The sequence below is a fragment of the Curvibacter sp. EU05-FHT14A10 genome (assembly GCF_058791075.1).
In genome coordinates, this window is sequence record NZ_JBYTDE010000008.1 from 260,229 (window position 1) to 277,261 (window position 17,033).

Sequence of the window (17,033 nt, forward strand, 5' to 3'; positions counted from 1 at the left end):
CGTCCTGTTTGTCAGTGTGTCGTCGGGGTAGTAGTGGGTGGAGAAATGCCGGACCTGAAACCGTGGGGCATCGACCTGGAGGACTGGGGGCCGGTGGGCCTGGGTCCTCCGGAGAGAGTGCCTATGCGGGTAATTCGCACCGCCCTCTCGGGCTGTTGCGCATGAGTGCATAGGGGGTTGTATGGTGTCCCACCCATTGAACATACAAGTGACCCAGGCCGAGTTCGGCCAACTGGTCGGCGTGTCTCAGCAGGCCGTCAGCGAGATGCTGAAAGCCGGCGTCCTGCCTCCTGGCGGCACCGCCCTTGAATGGCTCCGCGCCTACTGCGAGCGCCTGGAGGAATCGGCCCGGGTGCGGCTGTCGCCAGACGGTCCCCTTGACCTGGTGCAAGAGCGTGCCGCGCTGGCCCAAGAGCAGCGCATTGCCTGGCAGATCCGCAACGCCAAAGAACGCGCCCAGTACGCCCCCAGGTCCATCCTGAACCACGTTCTTGAAGTCGCGGGCGCTGCGGTGGCCGCCGACATTGACCGGCTTGAGGGCCAAGTGCCGCAGGCGGTCCCTGACCTGCCCCCTGCGGCCCTGGAGGTCATCCGTGCGGTGATCAGCTCCGCCCGCAGTGAGTGGCAGCGAGCCATCGCGCGGGGGATTGCGGAAAGCCACACCGGCACCGACGAGCAGACAGACACAGACCAAGACCCAGAAATCGAAGTCGATTCAACCGAGGAGATTGAGCCATGAGCGGACAGAACTTGAACCCGGCCTGGTGGCACCAGCAAGCCCCATCGATCGCGCCCCTGGAGGCCGTGCGTGTGGGCGCCGAATGCCTGGAACGTGGTTGCGTGGTGCCGCCCGGCGCGGCAACCCTCATTGCCAAAGCGCTGCGCCTGTACCTTGAGGGGCAAACCGACATCACCGGCAACCTGGGCCTCAGACCCCGGCGCGGGGGCCGTCACGAAGCCCCGCTGGCGGTCGAGCGCAAGAGCCGAAGGGATGCGGGCATCCGGCAGATTTACGAGCTGCAAAGCGGTGGCAAGACCGAGCGAGCCCACAAGGTGGCCGCCCTCCTGCAGAGCCCGCCAGAGCACCCCCTGTCTGCCGATGGCCGGGTGTGTGAAGAGGATGTGTTTCGCCACCTCATGGAGCTGCACCGCGAGTTCGGGGGCGACCTCCCAACGTCAATGCGCCAGGTGCTGCGGGTTGTCAACAGCGGCCCCTCTGAGCCCTCGGAGCCCTCGGAGGGCTGACGGTAAATCGGCGTTATTTGTCATTGAGGGGGGTGGATCGAACATCGGTCCACCAAACGGAGATCCCTCAATGACCCATCCCTTCATCTCAATCAGCGACACCGGCGTCGCACTGTTGGACGAGGCCCCGGCGCGGCCCCGTCCAGCTTCGCCAAAGCCCCCGAAGCCACCCAAGCCGGTCACCGTCGCAGTCCATCACAACCTCACCCTTGAGCTGCACGGCGAGGGCTTCAGCACCAGCACCAAGCTCACGCCTGGTGAGGCCCTGGGCCTGATCTCCATGCTCAGCTACCTGCTGCGCGACCAGCTCGAAGTCGAGAAGGGCATTCGATGAGCACCCTTCTGCAGCGAACGCTTCGCTTCGAAGGCATCGACCCCAATCTGGCGGCAGACGCCCTCATTCCCGCGACCATCGCCACCACCACCGCCGTGCAGCGCTTTGGCGTGATGGAGGTGCTCGATTGCTCACCCCATGGCGTAGACCTGGCCCGTGCCCCGCTGCCCCTGGTGATCGCTCACGACACATCGCGCCTTGCCGTGGGCGTCGTTGAGCAGCTCATCGCCCAGGGTGATCGCGTGGTTGGCCTGGTCCGCTTTGGCACCAGCGCAGAGGCTCAGCAGATCCGCGCCGACGTGATCGCGGGCATTCATCGCAGCCTGTCCGTTGGCTATGCCTTGCTTGATCAAGGCACCCCCATTGAAGGGGGCATGGCCTACCGCTGGCAGCCCCACGAAGTTTCCATTGTTCCCGTGCCGGCTGATCCCGCAGCCGGCTTCTTCCGTTCCCATTCAAACCAAGGACCACGCACCATGCCCCAAGCCCAAACCACCGATCAAGAGACCTCCCGCGCCATCACGGACCTGTGCAAGCGCTTCAACGTCGAACACCTGACCACCACCCTGATTCAGCCAGGCGCCACGATGGATGCGGCCCGCGCCGCTGTCATCGAAGAACTGGCCCAGCGCGACCTGCGCGAAGGTGGGCACCTGAACGTGAGCCGTGACTATGCAGGCGGGCAGGGTGAGCGTGACCTCATCGTGAACACCTTTGTTGCCCGCCTGGGCGGCAAGCCGACTGGCGAAACCCTGCGCTCTGCAGACTGCACCCAGCTCGCCATGCGGGCGCTGCAGCTCGCGGGCCGCCCCGTCTCGCACCACGATGGCCGGGATCAGATCATCGAGCGGGCCTTCCACCACACCACCAGCGACTTTCCGCACCTGCTGGGCTCAGCCGTTGGCCGGGTGCTGCATCAGGCCTACCAAGAGGCGCCGGCCGCGCTCAAGCAAATCACGCGGCAGAACAACCTGAGCGACTTTCGTGCGCGAAGCGTGGTCCGCATGGGTGGTGCGCCTTCTCTGGAAAAGGTGAACGAGTCCGGCGAGTTCCACTATGGGACCATTGATGAAGCCGCCAACACTTGGCGCCTGGCCACGTTTGGCCGGATCATGGCCCTGAGCCGCCAGGCCCTGGTGAATGATGATCTGGGCGGCTTCGCTGACCTGATCACCAAATACGGCCTGGCCGCAGCCAGGCGCGAGGCTGACGAGCTGGTGGCCGCCTTGACCGCAGCCCCGACTGTTGATGGTGCGGCCCTGTTCAGTGCTGGCCGATCAACCCAGATCCCCGATGCACTCGGAGCCAACGGCGTTGCGGCTGGCGTTCTGGCGATGCGTTCGCAAAAGGATGGTGAGGCCTTGATCAACCAAGATCCGGGCTATCTCATCGTGCCTGCTTCGCTGGAATACACCGCCCGCCAGGTGGTGGCCGCCATCACTCCGATGAAGACCAGCGACGTGCAGCCCTATTCGTTGAAGGTGATCGTGGAGCCCCGCCTCGATGCCGTGAGCAAGGTGCAGTGGTATCTGGCCGCGAACAACCAGACGGCGTTTGAGCATGGCTACTTGGACGGCGCCGAAGGGGTGCAGGTCACGACCCGCGAAGGGTTCACGACCGACGGCCTGGAGGTGAAGGCGCGGCTTGACTTCGGGTGCGGCTGGGTGGCGCCGTATGGCTGGGTGAAGGGCCTGGGAACAACGTGAGGTTGAAATTGCGACGTCTTTGACGCCAAAGTGGACGCAGTTGTAGAACACCACTCGGCGGACAAAGACAGCAATATGGCTGTGAAAGGCCAGAGTTGCACCCGCCCCTGTGAATGGGGCGGGCTTTGGCTTTTTCGCCGACGTTGCCTCAATCGGCTAGAAACGGACCCCGATTGACGTAATCTCAGACGCTTGGAGATTATTCCCAGATTCGTTGAACATGGAACTGGGCTAGGTGTTCATCGGTCGTCTGAAAATCCTCCCGACCATCCCACTCGTACTTGACGACGGCCTCTTTGCTGGACTCTTCGATGATCGCCGCACTGAGGACACCTGGAATGCTACTGACGGCATTCAATGCATCGGTTCCCAGGCTGCTGGACGAGAAATTGCCTGTGCGGTTACGCTCGATTCGCACGGTGTGTGTCGACATGTTGAACTCCCTTTGTGATTGGCTTCAGTCCCCTGAGGATGAAGGAAACAATGCAATTTTGGGAGTCTACCGAAGATCGCTCCTTGGGGCGCTTGGCTCGGTTGAATGCTTGGAGGGGCAAAATTGGGGGCAATTATTGGTTTTGGAATCTATTTTTTGAGGCTGGTAAAGGCCTGTAAGGCATTTTGGGAATGTCTCTCTCTCCTCCAAGACAACGGTCTGTTGCTACTGAAAAGTAGCACAGGCCGTTTTTCTTTGTCTGTCAGAAAGCAGCTTTGCAAGCTGGGTGCGTCATCAGCGCCAGCAAATGCTGCTGAATAAACGCGCTACAACGTGTTTTTCCACGTGTCAGCACCCAACCCCTTGCCCCGACACTGTTGCGCTGTTGTGCGCTGGATTTGTCCTCATGCTGCACAGGCACGTGGATCCTGCGCTGGTGCGCATCGCTGAATTTGCGCGATAGGGCAGCGGTGTCGTCGTACACGACACTAGCGCTTCCACAATTGCTTGATCTTTCAGCACGATGCTGGCCCGGGGTTGTTGGCGTCCTCCTCACTCGATTTCCGACCTTTCTTTAAGAAGGTGACGTGCTGGCGCTGATCGTTAGGCAACCTAAATTCTTAACACTGCATAGTGGGCGACAAAATAGACCACGACAGCCCAGCCCGATCATGTGCAGGGCTGTTTCTTAAAGAAAGCAATGCCAGGTCCGGCCTCACTACGCCGAACAGCGGTCGGGCGCCGCAGGCCTTGAACAACGACGTGGCTCAAGACTCCCCGGCTTCACCGTCTGCGATGAGTCGCCTTGTGTGTGCTTGCGAACATGAAAGCGACGAAATCGCGCATGTGATGCTGAGCAACGCGAAGGCGGCGTAGCCCCCGGCCCCCACAGGCTGCGGCGCCAAGCGTCGTTCTTGGCGCCTGCCTTGACATTTCGACTTAACGCGGCACCAGGAAGGCCGACTTCTCCGACACATGGGCCTCGCCCCCCTCGGCACCGATCGAGAAATAAACGGTGTGCGAACCTGCCGGGGCCGAGCCATAGGGCACCTGCAGGCGCACGGGCACCCAGCGCGATTCGGCCGGCCCCACCTCGACCAACACCTCCGAGGCCACCTTCAGGCCCTCCAGGCCCGTGGCGCCCAACCGGTAGGTCTGTGGCTTTTCGGTGGCGTTCATGATCTGCAGTCGGTACACGTTCTCCAGCATGCCGCCCGGGGCAATCCGCGACAGCGCCGCGCGGTCGCGCACCACATCCACGCGCAAGGGCGTGCGCAGCACCAGGTGGGAGAACAGCGCCACGGTCAGCGCCAGCAGCACGGTGGCATACACCAGCACCCGGGGGCGCATCACATGGCGCAGGATCTGTGCGCGCGTCCAGCCGTTGCGCACCGCGTTCTGGGTGGAGTAGCGCACCAGGCCGCGCGGGTAGTTGAGCTTGTCCATCACCGTGTCGCACACATCGGCACAGGCGCCGCAGCCGATGCACTCGTATTGCAGCCCCTTGCGGATGTCGATGCCGGTGGGGCAGACCTGCACGCACAACTCGCAATCCACGCAAGCCCCCAGCTTCAGCGCCGCCGGGTCGGCCTTGCGCGAGCGCTTGCCGCGCGGCTCGCCGCGCGCTTCGTCGTAGGTGACGATCAAGGTGTCCTTGTCGAACATGGCGCTCTGGAAGCGGGCATAGGGACACATGTATTTGCACACCTGCTCGCGCATGAAGCCGGCATTGCCATAGGTGGCAAAGCCGTAGAACAGCACCCAGAAGGTCTCCCAGGGGCCCAGGGAGTTGGTCCAGACCTCCAGGCCCAGCGTGCGCACGGGCGTGAAATAGCCGACAAAGGTGAAGCCCGTCCACACGGCCACGGCCAGCCAGACCCCGTGCTTGCCGCCGCGCCGCCAAAGCTTGTTGAGCGACATGGGGGCCTCGTCCAGGCGGATGCGGGCCATGCGGTCTCCCTCGAAGCGCCGCTCGATCCACAGGAAGATCTCGGTGTACACCGTCTGGGGGCAGGCATAGCCGCACCACAGGCGACCGGCGACGGCCGTGAACAGAAACAGCGACAGGGCCGAGATCACCAGCAAGCCGGTCAGGTAGATGAAATCCTGCGGGTAAAGGACGATGCCGAACAGGTAGAAGCGCCGCGCTCCCAGGTCAAACAGCACCGCCTGACGCTGGCCCCACTCCAGCCAGGGCAAGCCATAAAAGACGATCTGCGTGAGGAACACCAGGCCCCAGCGCCAGCGAGCAAACAGGCCACTGACCGAGCGCGGATGGATCTTTTTGGTGGCGGCGTACAGGAACACCTCGGCATCTTCCGGCGGTGCCGCAACGATGGGAATGACTTTGGTTTGATTTGACGAGGTTTCCACGCTGGCTCCAGACAGAAAACAATGCGAGCACCCCAGATACTTGTCTATCGCCGTCGCTCCGAACCGACCCTCCGCCTGAATGCAGGGAGGGCACATCCGGGTAGAACATCCTACTTAGGGCATTTGGTGAGGATGTATCTGGATACGCTTGTATTGTCTTGTTTGCTCAAGCGTGCAAATTGACGTGAATCAAGTCGTGGTCAGCATTCGCAACTTTCTTGATCCTCACTTTTCTTGTGCTGTCATCACGATGGGCGTGCTGACCTTGCTTGAGCGGGGGGCAGCCCATTTCGTCAGGCATTCCGCGGAAGAAATTTCAGGCAGGTGTAGCGCTGTTGATCATGTGGTCTGCCATGGAGGAGAACGCTCCCAAGATCGCGTTCTTGAGCATCGGATCATCGATTTGCTCATCCAGTGCCTGAGTCATGCACGTCATCCATTCATCGCGCTCAAGCTTGCCGATGCGATAGGGTAGATGGCGCATCCTCAATCTTGGATGCCCCCTTTGCTCAGCGTACAGAGGCGGGCCACCAAACCAGCCGCTGAGAAACAAGCGAAGGCTTTCTGCGCTTCCTTGCAAATCTTGAGGGTGGAGTTGTCTCACGGCGTAGGCTTCGGGTTGCTCATCCATCAAACCGTAAAATCGCTCCACAAGCTTGTGAACACCCTCAGAGCCGCCAAGGCGTTCGAAAATAGATGGTGAACTCATGGTGAATCCGGAGCCTCAAGCAAAAGCGTGCAACACGCCCAGAAAATTCTGTGTTTCGGGTCGCTTTTCATGACCCCAGCCGCAGGACGGCTGCCCCAGTCAATGCCAGCAAGCATGCCCATCCGGAGAATGTCCAGCGCCACAGTAGATGACTTGGGATGAAGCCCAGGCCACGAACAAACCCTGCGCTCATGGCATACAAGAGGAGACCGGCCAGGCGATGGTCTGGATGTCCTAGCCGATCCGTCATGATGGCCGGATACAGTGTCCCGACCAACATGATGATCAACGCCGTGGCAAGGCAGGGGAGGTGCAGCGGCGAACTCACGGGAGCCTTGGCTGGAGGGTCTTTCTTCATGACTTCTCTTGGTCAGCCTTCCTGGCCGCGAGGCGAGCTTCTTCGTTTTCGCCCCACATCGCATTCATCACTGCAAGCAAGACCGCAAACCCAACACCCAGAATCCAAGCGAAGTACCACATGGTTTGATTCCATTTCAATTCGTGAGGGGAGTCCAAAAAGTGGACACCCATATTTCTGAGATGCGCCTAGTAAGCCGTGTGATCATTGGCCCGGATGTGAGCCACCGTGACCTTGCCTCGCATCACTCGATAGGCCCAACTGGTGTAAAAAACAATCAACGGCATGAAGATCATCGTTGCCCAGAACATCAAACCAAGCGTCAGGTGGCTGGAGACGCTGTCCCAGACAGTCAAGCTGGCTTGTGGCTGAGTAGATGAGGGCATCAGGAACGGGAACATGGCTGCGCCAGCAGTGCCAATCACACCGGTAATGGCCATGGACGATGCGATGAAGGCTGAGAGTGTGAAACGCAATGCTGTCAACATGAATGCCAACAGCGCTGCCACGATGCCCATCGTTGGAAGCAGCCATAGCATTGGATAGGTGCTGTAGTTGCGCCACCAGCCATCTGCACTGCGTACGACGGTTTTGGCAAGGGGGTCAGGCAATGCAGAGGGGTCTATCGCCGAGGTGATGACGTAGCCTTGTATTCCGCCGTGCCGAAGCCACAACCCAGCCAAAACAAAGGTCACCACCATCAAGAGCGAGGCGCCCATGGCCGCGTGTATCGACCGGCTTTGAATGGCGCCTTCAGTTCGGTGGGCCAGGTAGGTTGCCCCGTGCAGCGTGATCATGCTGCTGCTGACGATCCCTGCCAGCAGCGCGAAGGGATTCAGCAGTTGCCAGAAGTTGCCCGTGTAGTGGGAGACCAGAAAGTTATCGAACTCGAAGGGGACGCCTTGCAGCAGATTGCCGAAAGCCACGCCAAAGATCAGTGGCGGCACGGCACCTCCCACAAACAGGCCCCAATCCCAGGTGCTGCGCCATAGAGAATTGTGAATTTTGCTGCGGTAGTCAAACCCTACCGGTCGAAAGAAGAGAGCCCAGAGAACCGCCAGCATGGCCCAGTAGAAGCCACTGAATGCGGTGGCATAAACCAAAGGCCAGGCGGCAAAAATGGCGCCGCCTCCTGTGATGAACCAAACTTGGTTGCCATCCCAATGAGGGCCGACCGTGTTGATCACGACGCGGCGCTCGTCATCGCCTTTTCCCACGAAGGGCAGTAGGGTGCCGACCCCCATGTCATGGCCGTCCATCACTGCAAAACCCACCAGCAGAACGCCGACGAGCAGCCACCAGATCAACTTGAGTGTTGAGTAATCCAACATGTCGTTCTCCTCTCACGCGGCAGCGTGGCCGTGATGGGGTTCTTGTTCATATCGGCCGGTGCCGAGGCTGCCCGGTCCCTGTCGAGCAAACTTGACCATCAGGAACATCTCGACGAACAACAGGATCGTGTAGAACCCGATAAAGCCTGCCAAGGAGCCGTACAGGCTCTCGACGGTGAGCGTGGAAACGCTGAGGTGAGTGGGCAGCACGCCATAAATGGTCCAGGGTTGGCGGCCGTATTCCGCAACCACCCAACCCAGCTCACACGCGATCCAAGGAGCCGGAAGCATCAGCACCGCCCAGCGCAGCAACCAACGGTGTTTGTGGCAAGCACCTTTGAGGGTGCTCCAGAAGGCCAGGCCAAACAAGGCGAGCATGGCAAAACCCAGGCCCACCATCAGGCGGAAGCTCCAGAACATGGGGGTGACCTTCGGCACTGTGTCGTGCATGGCCTGATCAATCATTGCAGGCGTGGCCTGGGTCACGTCGGTGGTGTACTTTTTAAGCAGGAGCCCAAAGCCCAGATCACCCTTGGTGGCCTCCAAAACCTGCTTGGCGGTGTCGTCACCTCGGTTCTTTCTAAGGGCTTCCAGGGCCGCCACGGCCCGGATGCCATTCACGATGCGTTCACGATTGCGGGCCTTGATTTCGTGGATGCCTGGGATTTGCTTGGTGACCGATCGCGTACCGATCAATCCCATCAGCCAGGGGATCTCCAACTCCCAGTCGTTCTTGGATTGAGCTTCGTTGATACCAGCAATCAGCTTGAGACCGGCTGGAGCCGGCTCTGTGTTCCACATGGCTTCGATCGCAGCCATCTTGGTCTGCTGCGCTTCTCCAACCGTGTAACCTGATTCGTCGCCCAACACGATCACGCTCAACACACTCGCCAGTCCGAACGCAGACGCCACACGAAAGCTCCGTTTGGCGAATTCAATGTCACGCCCTTTGAGCAGATACCAGCTTGAAATGGACAAAACAAACATGGCACCGGTCACATAACCTGCCGATACCGTGTGTACAAATTTGGCTTGCGCATCCGGGTTGAACACGATGGCCCAAAAGTCAACCATCTCCATGCGCATGGTCTGCCAGTTGAACTCAGCACCTACTGGGTTCTGCATCCAGCCATTGGCGATCAGAATCCAAAGGGCCGACAAGTTGGTGCCGATGGCCATCAGGCCCGTCACCATCAAATGTTGGGTCTTTGGTAAGCGATCCCACCCAAAAAAGAACAGGCCGATGAAGGTGCTTTCCAAAAAGAACGCCATCAGGCCTTCGATGGCCAGGGGGGCTCCAAAGATGTCACCAACGTAGTGGGAGTAATAGGCCCAGTTGGTTCCAAACTGGAATTCAAGGGTGATGCCCGTGGTCACCCCCAAGGCGAAGTTGATGCCAAACAGCTTGCCCCAGAACCGGGTCATGTCCTTCCAGACCACCTGACCAGTCATCACGTAGACCGTTTCCATGATGACGAGCATCCATACCATGCCCAGCGTCAACGGCACGAACAGAAAGTGGTAAAGCGCAGTTGCAGCGAACTGTAGCCTTGACAGGTCGACGAGTTGTTCTGAGATCACGGGGTGGCTCCTTTCAGAGACGCAGGCATTTGAGATTTCTTGGAGGCGTTTGTCGTGGCGGCCATGTGTGCCGCGGCGCTCTCCGCGCTGACTGGAGGCGAGGCGTCCCGGATGAGGAAAAACCAAATCGCAACAAGGGCCGCGACTTTGATGGCAACAATCCAGGCCAGGTGGCGAGCGAGATGGCCTTGCGCATTCAACATACACCTGGGGGTATCAAATTTCATGCCTGCTTCGCAAAACCCTGCATAAGGCTTTACTGACAACAAGTTACATCGAATGCTCAGCAGCTTCGTCGCTTGCCGTACTTCGATTGAGTGCCAATTTTGGCATTCAGTGCCATATATGGCATAAACTGAATGCTGAGCAACAAGGCCCCGTGCGCTGATTGGTGGTGGACCCATCGCGTTCCGCCGAGAACGATGGTGGCGGACTTGACGGCTGTTCGATTGACAACCTTTTGGGGCCTTCACTGACACAAAGGCAACTTCGGCAATGAGCACTCGTACGAATCCCGAGGAGATAGAGGTCCCTCCAGAGTTGGCATCCTTTCTCGAGGGAATGCCTGAGCCCCATATCCTTTTTGATCAGAACTATCGAATACTGGCAGCAAACAACGCCTACAGGCGCCTGTTCAGCCCAAATGAGTCAGTTCTCGGGCGGACGTGCTATGCCGTCTCCCACCATTTCGATGTGCCCTGTGATCAAGCTGGCGAGAGTTGCCCGCTGGCCAAGTCCCGAAAGACTGGTCAGCGAGAACGAGAGCTCCATCTCCACCACACTCCGCAGGGAGAACAATATGTCAGCATCGAACTGGTCCCAGTGTCAGGGGTTTCCGGGAACCCGTGCTACTACGTCGAAAAAATGGAGCCCTTGCGTCAAACGGGGCAGCCCTCGGTCCTCTCCGGTCTGATTGGTCAGTCAAACGCCTTCCGTTCAATGCTCGAGTTGGTCAGCCGCGTCGCACCCTCGGACGCGTCGGTAATGCTACTTGGCGAGTCCGGCACTGGCAAAGAACTGCTTGCGCGAGCAGTTCACGAGGGAAGCAAGAGATCGGCACAGCCTTTTGTCGTGGTGGACTGTGCAAGCGTCACTGAAAGCCTTTTTGAGAGTGAGCTCTTCGGCCACGAAAAGGGCGCCTACACGGGGGCTCATGCGGCTCGTCCGGGATTGGTTGAAGCTGCGTCCGGGGGGACTTTGTTTCTGGACGAATTGGGAGATATTCCCTTGGGGATGCAGGTCAAGCTTCTTCGGTTGTTGGAAAGCGGAACGTATCGGCGAGTCGGGTCTACGGCCCTGCGTCATGCAAACGTCAGAGTGGTTTCTGCCACTCACCGGGACATGGAGCGCATGGTGGCAGATGGACGCTTCAGGCAAGATTTGTATTTTCGACTGAACACCTTTCCCATCGCGTTACCGCCGTTGCGGGCGCGGGCTGCAGACATTCCGATGTTGGTCGCAACCCTGCTGAATCGGGTTTCACCCCAGCGTGCATTTGTACTCAGCCCTGCGGCCATGAACTTGCTGGCTACCTGGCCGTTTCCTGGCAACATTCGAGAATTGCGCAACGTACTAGAGCGTGCAACTTTGCTATGTGACGGGCCTGAGATCGGATACGAAGTTGTGGAGCGATCGTTACACCTTGGGGTAGCCGCATCTCATGAATCTGTGCCTGCGCGAACGGTTCGGACCGCAACTTGGAGTCAAGGCGCCACAACTCTGAAAGATGCCGAACTTGAAGCCTTCAGATCTTTGCTGGCATCGCACAAGGGAAGTCGCCAAGCTTTGGCTGAGCAATTGGGCATCAGCATGCGTTCGCTCTATCGAAAGATAAAGGCCGCAGAAATGAGTACAGATCGTCCGGTGTGAGGTGGCGTCCGCCATGTCAGCAAATGCTCGCAGGGAGGAAATTTCAGGTCTTTTTTAGTTCAGGATTGCCGTGATGCCCTCGTTGATCGCGAAGCCGCCGCATACCAACCACACGAACAGCACCGCCGCCAGCGCCAGTGGCTTGATTCCAGCCTTGCGGATGGCCGAGCCGTGTGTTGTCAGACCCAGGCCGGCCATGGCCATCGCAAGCAGCACGGAGTCGACGTCAATCAGTTGGGTCACGATCACATGTGGCAGCAATGCCAGCGAATGGAGTGCGGTCACCAGCACGAATCCGAGGGCAAACCACGGAATGACGATGCCGCCGCGCTTGGCATGGCCTTGACCTTCTCCGTCGTCGTCATCGTCGGTGGCCGGGTCTGTGGCGCCTGAGCGGGAGAGGTAGGCTGACAGGATCATGAGAAAGGGTGCGAGCATCATCACTCTGACCATCTTGGTGATCACCGCCGTGTTGGCGGCTTGCGCGCTGATGGCGTGGCCTGCTGCCACGACCTGTGCGACCTCATGAATCGTTGAGCCAGCGAACATGCCATATGCGCTTGGCGAGAGATTGAACTGCCGATGTTGAGTCGCCAGGTGATACAGCATCGGATACACGAAGATCGCCAGCGTGCCGAACACCACCACTGTGGCCACCGCGACAATCACATGCTCGGCGCGTCCACGCACCACCGGTGCCGTGGCCATGACCGCTGCGGCACCACATATCGAACTACCTGCGCCGATCAGCAGTGCCGTCTCCCGGTTGAGGCCCAACACTCGGGTCCCGAAGACGTAGGCGAGCCCGAATGTGCTGCACAAGATCGTCGCGTCGATGGCTATACCCGTCCAGCCCACGCTGCCGATGTCCTGAAAGGTCAGGCGCAGACCATACAGAATGATTCCAATGCGCAGCAGGTTGGCCTTGGAGAAGCTCACGCCCGCCGTTGCAACGTTATTCAGGCTTGGGTAAAGGGTGTTGCCGACCCCTATGCCCAGCACGATGGCAAGAGTCAGCGCGCTGATGCCGTTGGCTTGCAGCCACCCATTCTGACTCAACTGAATCGACGCGAACGCTAGAAGGCCTGTCAGCGCGAGGCCGGGCATCAACTGGCGAAGACGGGGCATGCCAGCAAGTGGCGATTTGTGTGGGGTGCCGAAAGGGGCGCTGTGCATCGTTTTCTCCGTCACGTCGCATTTGGAAACATGGACGGACTTTGAAGGGATGCAACGTATCTGACAAACAGATAATTTAGATATAACCTATTCGATAAACAGGTCATTGAGGCACTGAATGAATCTGACATTGCGTCAACTCCTGATCTTCGCGGCCGTGGCCGATACCGGCAGTACCACGGCTGCGGGCGAGCGAGTTGCGCTTTCGCAGTCGGCCACCAGCGGCGCACTGAACGAACTGGAGAGGTTGCTCGGCGCACAGCTCTTCGATCGCATCGGCAAGCGCTTGCTGTTGAATGACAATGGCCGAGCACTGCTGCCTCAGGCCCGGGCCTTGCTTGAGGGGGCTCAGGAGATCGAAAGCCAGTTCGGGCTTGGCAGGTCGCCATCGGCCACGGCGCGATTGGTCACGAGGCTTCGCATCGGCGCCAGCACGACGATTGGCAACTATGTGTTGCCAGCGTTGGTTGCCAGCTACAAAAAGGCTTGGCCCGGTGCCGCGGTGGACGTCGTCATCGGCAACACGCATGATGTCGCCGTTGCGGTGAGCAGGCTCGAAGTCGATATGGGCTTGATCGAAGGACCTTGTCACGAGACGGATCTTGGCGTCTCCCCATGGCTGCAGGACGAACTGGTCATTGTGGCCGCGCCTACGCATACATTGGCGCAGGCCCATGTTTCAGTGCCTGTCTCTTTGCAGGCTTTGCAGCAGGCCAACTGGTTGCTTCGCGAAACAGGTTCTGGCACGCGAGAGGCGGTGGAACAGGTGTTGCTGCCCCACCTGCACCATTTGGCCGGCGACGTGCAACCAGGCAGTACCGAGGCGATCAAGAGTGCGGCGGCTGAGGGTGTCGGCCTGGCATGTCTGCCGTTGTGCGCGGTGCAAGACCTGGTGACACTCGGCAGATTGGTCATATTGCAAACCCCCCTGCCTCTGCTGACGCGCCGCTTTTACCGGATACAGCACCGGCAAAAGCGTCTGTCGGGCAATCTGCAACGCTTTGTTGCGCACTGTGAGTGCTTTGAACGACCAATTCGCTCGTTGAAAAAGTAGCGATTCCCCATGGCGGACCGAGCGCCGTGTGGAGGGTGCAAGCGGTTGCCGCAGCGTCTGGTTTCTGGGGGCCTGGGGCTGTCGGCCGGCTTTCGAGGCGGCCTTGAAAGCATCTGCGCTGATCAGTCCCTGCGATGCACGCCGTGAGCATCAGACCCATGAACGGTGCACTCTCGGGCCTGAAGCGGGCGGCCTGTTTTCGGGAACGCTCTGGATGTGAAGGGTTGGCATTTTCATTTCGCCCAGTGACCCTCTGACCTCCTGGCTTGTCGTGCTGGGCTTGTTGTGATCCGCTTGAGCGATCTTTAGGTCACAGATTGGGTGTCATTTGCTCAATCGTTGATCAGTCTCAACGAACCTCTACTGACTTGTAAAAGGTTCATGGCTGTCAAATAGAACCGATATTTATATAAAAATAAAATAAGCATATGCGATAAACATCTAATCAACAAAGGTCAAGCAGATGGCGAACACATGTACAAGCAACCAGCCTCATGGCCTTGATCGCTGGGTTATCGATTGACGATGGTTGGCATGGCATTCGGCTTGTTTACTTCTCTGTCCAGTGGGTTGGTCGCAGTCGCCGAATTGAACGCTTCTGCCTTATCAGAACGCCCTGTTGTGGATCTGCGCACGTAGCCCGTTCCTGAAATTGATCCGTCCAATCTGGCCGACAGCGAGCCAAACCGTCTTATCAAGACCGGGGAGGCTTTGTTTTCCCACACGTCGGAATACCTGGGCCCAGAAGTGCTTGACCATTCCCAACGGTATGCCGGCACCAACATGGCCTGTGCCAGTTGTCATAGGGCTGCCGCTACGGTTCCATTTGCGGCCCCTTGATCGACGCTTATAGCGTGCATCCTCAGTTTCAGGCACGTTTTGGCAAGATGGCCTCGTTGGAGAATCGAATCAACCTGTGCTTCACACACAGCTTGGCCGGGCGCGAAGTACTCGTTGATTCCAAAAAAATGACAGCCATCGTCGCGTACATCGAATTCCTCTCACGGGGGGGACCTCGAGGTGCCAAGATCATTGGTGAAAAAGAAATGGTGGTGGAAGAGTCTAAAAGAGAGGCCAACTTGGTACGCGGTGAGGTGGTCTATCAACAGCAATGCGTAGCCTGCCATGGCGACCATGGCCAGCGGGTGGGCGCCGCCGGCAAGCACACTGTCGCAGTGACTGCAGGATGGTTTGGACGTTTGGGCTGGCTTCTGCAGTTGTTTGGCGGGCGGCCATTGCCCTGGCTGCAGGCTGTGCCCTGGCGATGAGGCCGCAGGATGGCTGCGGCGCATCTCCTTGCTTGGCCCGGCCCCCAGGCGGTTCTGTCTCCCCCCTCCCTGACATTCGGATCAAGGCGTCATGCGAAGCAATGTCCAGCCAGGTTTTACACAGCGCTGTGCTGCATGGGGCCAGTGCGTCTTGAGCCCCTTTTTTGCTGGAACTGATATTCTTCAGACTGCTTTGAAACAGGGGGTATGAATGAAAAGACGAGATGTTATTTTCTCTTCTATGGGGGGCGCTTTCATTGGAGCGCTTGCAGGTTGCGGTGGAGGTGGTGGTCAGACCGCTTCCGTTTCTTCAAGCCCTTTCAAATACTTGAGTCAATCTGACTTTGCAAAAAGTATGAAGAGCTTGCTTTATACGGGGGATGACAACCTGGGAGCGCCCAGCATCGATGGCTTTGATCCCTATTGGCTTGATCCTGTCTTGAATCAATCTGCGACCGGGGTGAAATACAGGCTAGGCAATGCTGGATACGATGAGTCAAAAAATCTTGTTGGGTATCGGCTTTTGAAGCCTGGAGTGCCTTTGATCGATCTTGCGAGTGTGACAGGGTTGATCAGCCCTGATTCAGAAGACTACCGGGCCTGTACCACGGGCGTTGCGCGTGCCACGGGTGTGCAATTGGATGCGCAAGGGCGTGTCGGCATGTTCATTAACGGGTTTGACACGCCCTCGCTGGACGACGGTGCTGGCAATTTTCAGGGCTATGGGCCTGATATTCACATTTCTCGGTCCTATCCTTCATCAGCGATCTACCTTGGGCCAACTTCGTCGCAATGCCTGCGCATGAGGTGCAAACTCTCGCTGGGTGAGTCCTACTTCGCGCCTGCTGCTGGTAGCGCGTCTGGGGTGGGCGGGCAGATCGGCTGGAGAGTGAGCTTTCGGCGCTCTGACGGAAAATCCTTTGCCTCGAATATTGTCGATATCGTTGTCTTGGTTGGGTTTTGGGAGAGTCGAAATATAGGTGATCCCGGCTTTGATGGGAACGACGTATTGGTTAATTCGACGGATGGTGAGTATTGGATTGGCGCAACCCTGGCTCAAGGAAAGACATCGAAATTTGTTGAAAACAAAGGCGATAATTTGATGGTGGGCCCTTCTGGTTGGCGAAGTGCGAATTTCTCCTGCAACATCACTCGAGATAATATGCTCAACATCTTGGCGGCTTTTGGTGCTGAATCAACAACACCAGAGATGGTTCAGTTGTCTGGCACCACATTCAGTGGGGAGATTTACGACAATCGAACCCCTGCGGCTCAATTTAAGCCGGGGCAGTTTGGGTTTGTGTTTGAAGGTCAGACGGTTGAAGTGAGTTAAAAGCAGAACCCCTGCTGCCCACAGTTCATCATGTTCTGTCGCGATGGTTTCTTGGACAGTTGGGGGCATTGGTTTGGCGCGTCGCATGCGCTGGAGCCGCCTGCACTCCAGTCCACTGTTCAGTTTGTCCGCGGCTTTTTCCTTCAGGAATTCCCCTTCGCACATCCTGGACGCGCCTGTTCGGCCTCAGACCGCGGCGCAGTTTTTTAGTTGGTACCCCATGAATTTCCGGCTGTCCGTCGATTTGGAACGTGGTAGAACCG

18 protein-coding genes are annotated in these 17,033 nt (G+C 58.5%); 8 read left to right on the plus strand and 10 right to left on the minus strand.

The genetic code is table 11. The features are described 5' to 3' along the window. Positions 1-196: 196 nt before the first annotated feature. The 4 genes from AC3WUT_RS17490 to AC3WUT_RS17505 all read left to right on the plus strand — a co-directional run bounded on the left by AC3WUT_RS17490 (position 197) and on the right by AC3WUT_RS17505 (position 3,285). Positions 197-739 carry a hypothetical protein gene (locus AC3WUT_RS17490; RefSeq protein WP_492348348.1) on the plus strand — a complete coding sequence of 181 codons (543 nt, stop codon included), beginning with the start codon at positions 197-199 and terminating at the stop codon, positions 737-739. Then, a complete protein-coding gene (locus AC3WUT_RS17495; RefSeq protein WP_492348349.1) occupies positions 736-1,245 on the plus strand; it encodes a hypothetical protein in 510 nt (169 codons plus the stop codon). Before AC3WUT_RS17490 ends, AC3WUT_RS17495 begins: the two co-directional genes overlap by 4 nt. A 70-nt stretch (positions 1,246-1,315) precedes the next feature. Next, complete coding sequence (locus tag AC3WUT_RS17500) at positions 1,316-1,579, plus strand: hypothetical protein (RefSeq protein WP_492348350.1); 264 nt, start codon at positions 1,316-1,318, stop codon at positions 1,577-1,579. Next, the gene (locus AC3WUT_RS17505; RefSeq protein WP_492348351.1) at positions 1,576-3,285 is read left to right on the plus strand and encodes a phage major capsid protein; all 1,710 of its coding nucleotides are present in this window, start codon (positions 1,576-1,578) and stop codon (positions 3,283-3,285) included. The genes AC3WUT_RS17500 and AC3WUT_RS17505 overlap by 4 nt, the downstream gene beginning before the upstream one ends. 199 nt (positions 3,286-3,484) lie before the next feature. Here the strand turns inward: AC3WUT_RS17505 and AC3WUT_RS17510 are convergent, their stop codons facing one another. From AC3WUT_RS17510 to cydP, 9 genes are all read right to left on the minus strand, one after another. Beyond that, the gene (locus AC3WUT_RS17510) at positions 3,485-3,718 is read right to left on the minus strand and encodes a hypothetical protein (protein WP_492348352.1); all 234 of its coding nucleotides are present in this window, start codon (positions 3,716-3,718) and stop codon (positions 3,485-3,487) included. 262 nt (positions 3,719-3,980) lie between these two features. Then, complete coding sequence (locus tag AC3WUT_RS17515; RefSeq protein ID WP_492348353.1) at positions 3,981-4,202, minus strand: hypothetical protein; 222 nt, start codon at positions 4,200-4,202, stop codon at positions 3,981-3,983. A gap of 455 nt (positions 4,203-4,657) precedes the next feature. Continuing rightward, entirely contained in the window at positions 4,658-6,091 is a 1,434-nt protein-coding gene (gene ccoG, locus AC3WUT_RS17520) for a cytochrome c oxidase accessory protein CcoG (protein ID WP_492348354.1), read from the minus strand. Between the two features lie 316 nt (positions 6,092-6,407). Beyond that, positions 6,408-6,800 (minus strand): group II truncated hemoglobin, encoded by a 393-nt coding sequence (locus tag AC3WUT_RS17525; protein ID WP_492348355.1) that lies wholly within the window; start codon positions 6,798-6,800, stop codon positions 6,408-6,410. A 67-nt stretch (positions 6,801-6,867) separates the two neighbouring features. Beyond that, the gene (locus AC3WUT_RS17530) at positions 6,868-7,158 is read right to left on the minus strand and encodes a cyd operon YbgE family protein (RefSeq protein WP_492348356.1); all 291 of its coding nucleotides are present in this window, start codon (positions 7,156-7,158) and stop codon (positions 6,868-6,870) included. Continuing rightward, entirely contained in the window at positions 7,155-7,331 is a 177-nt protein-coding gene (cydX, locus tag AC3WUT_RS17535; protein ID WP_492348357.1) for a cytochrome bd-I oxidase subunit CydX, read from the minus strand. Before cydX ends, AC3WUT_RS17530 begins: the two co-directional genes overlap by 4 nt. 15 nt (positions 7,332-7,346) lie before the next feature. Further along, positions 7,347-8,489, minus strand: a complete 1,143-nt coding sequence (cydB, locus tag AC3WUT_RS17540; protein ID WP_492348358.1) for a cytochrome d ubiquinol oxidase subunit II — start codon at positions 8,487-8,489, stop codon at positions 7,347-7,349. 12 nt (positions 8,490-8,501) lie between these two features. After that, positions 8,502-10,070 (minus strand): cytochrome ubiquinol oxidase subunit I, encoded by a 1,569-nt coding sequence (locus AC3WUT_RS17545; protein ID WP_492348359.1) that lies wholly within the window; start codon positions 10,068-10,070, stop codon positions 8,502-8,504. Continuing rightward, complete coding sequence (cydP, locus tag AC3WUT_RS17550) at positions 10,067-10,297, minus strand: cytochrome oxidase putative small subunit CydP (protein WP_492348360.1); 231 nt, start codon at positions 10,295-10,297, stop codon at positions 10,067-10,069. The genes AC3WUT_RS17545 and cydP overlap by 4 nt, the downstream gene beginning before the upstream one ends. A 268-nt stretch (positions 10,298-10,565) precedes the next feature. Here cydP and AC3WUT_RS17555 point away from each other — a divergent pair, with 268 nt between their 5' ends. Continuing rightward, positions 10,566-11,939: a sigma-54 interaction domain-containing protein gene (locus tag AC3WUT_RS17555; protein ID WP_492348361.1), complete on the plus strand. Its 1,374-nt coding sequence runs from the start codon at positions 10,566-10,568 to the stop codon at positions 11,937-11,939. Between the two features lie 54 nt (positions 11,940-11,993). Here the strand turns inward: AC3WUT_RS17555 and AC3WUT_RS17560 are convergent, their stop codons facing one another. After that, positions 11,994-13,115, minus strand: a complete 1,122-nt coding sequence (locus tag AC3WUT_RS17560) for a YeiH family protein (protein WP_492348362.1) — start codon at positions 13,113-13,115, stop codon at positions 11,994-11,996. A 118-nt stretch (positions 13,116-13,233) separates the two neighbouring features. Here AC3WUT_RS17560 and AC3WUT_RS17565 point away from each other — a divergent pair, with 118 nt between their 5' ends. From AC3WUT_RS17565 to AC3WUT_RS17575, 3 genes are all read left to right on the plus strand, one after another. Beyond that, a complete protein-coding gene (locus tag AC3WUT_RS17565) occupies positions 13,234-14,169 on the plus strand; it encodes a LysR family transcriptional regulator (RefSeq protein WP_492348363.1) in 936 nt (311 codons plus the stop codon). A gap of 836 nt (positions 14,170-15,005) precedes the next feature. Next, the gene (locus AC3WUT_RS17570; protein WP_492348364.1) at positions 15,006-15,437 is read left to right on the plus strand and encodes a c-type cytochrome; all 432 of its coding nucleotides are present in this window, start codon (positions 15,006-15,008) and stop codon (positions 15,435-15,437) included. Positions 15,438-15,648: 211 nt separating this feature from the next. Further along, complete coding sequence (locus AC3WUT_RS17575) at positions 15,649-16,770, plus strand: hypothetical protein (protein WP_492348365.1); 1,122 nt, start codon at positions 15,649-15,651, stop codon at positions 16,768-16,770. Positions 16,771-17,033: the final 263 nt, after the last annotated feature.

Bases quoted from the DNA above. Each gene is read 5' to 3' on its own strand.
- cydX (WP_492348357.1), bottom strand. From the start codon at position 7,331: ATGGGTGTCCACTTTTTGGACTCCCCTCACGAATTGAAATGGAATCAA.
- AC3WUT_RS17500 (WP_492348350.1), top strand. From the start codon at position 1,316: ATGACCCATCCCTTCATCTCAATCAGCGACACCGGCGTCGCACTGTTG.
- AC3WUT_RS17495 (WP_492348349.1), top strand. From the start codon at position 736: ATGAGCGGACAGAACTTGAACCCGGCCTGGTGGCACCAGCAAGCCCCA.
- cydP (WP_492348360.1), bottom strand. From the start codon at position 10,297: ATGAAATTTGATACCCCCAGGTGTATGTTGAATGCGCAAGGCCATCTC.
- AC3WUT_RS17505 (WP_492348351.1), top strand. From the start codon at position 1,576: ATGAGCACCCTTCTGCAGCGAACGCTTCGCTTCGAAGGCATCGACCCC.
- AC3WUT_RS17565 (WP_492348363.1), top strand. From the start codon at position 13,234: ATGAATCTGACATTGCGTCAACTCCTGATCTTCGCGGCCGTGGCCGAT.
- AC3WUT_RS17530 (WP_492348356.1), bottom strand. From the start codon at position 7,158: ATGAAGAAAGACCCTCCAGCCAAGGCTCCCGTGAGTTCGCCGCTGCAC.
- AC3WUT_RS17575 (WP_492348365.1), top strand. From the start codon at position 15,649: ATGAAAAGACGAGATGTTATTTTCTCTTCTATGGGGGGCGCTTTCATT.
- AC3WUT_RS17560 (WP_492348362.1), bottom strand. From the start codon at position 13,115: ATGCACAGCGCCCCTTTCGGCACCCCACACAAATCGCCACTTGCTGGC.
- AC3WUT_RS17525 (WP_492348355.1), bottom strand. From the start codon at position 6,800: ATGAGTTCACCATCTATTTTCGAACGCCTTGGCGGCTCTGAGGGTGTT.
- cydB (WP_492348358.1), bottom strand. From the start codon at position 8,489: ATGTTGGATTACTCAACACTCAAGTTGATCTGGTGGCTGCTCGTCGGC.
- AC3WUT_RS17555 (WP_492348361.1), top strand. From the start codon at position 10,566: ATGAGCACTCGTACGAATCCCGAGGAGATAGAGGTCCCTCCAGAGTTG.
- AC3WUT_RS17510 (WP_492348352.1), bottom strand. From the start codon at position 3,718: ATGTCGACACACACCGTGCGAATCGAGCGTAACCGCACAGGCAATTTC.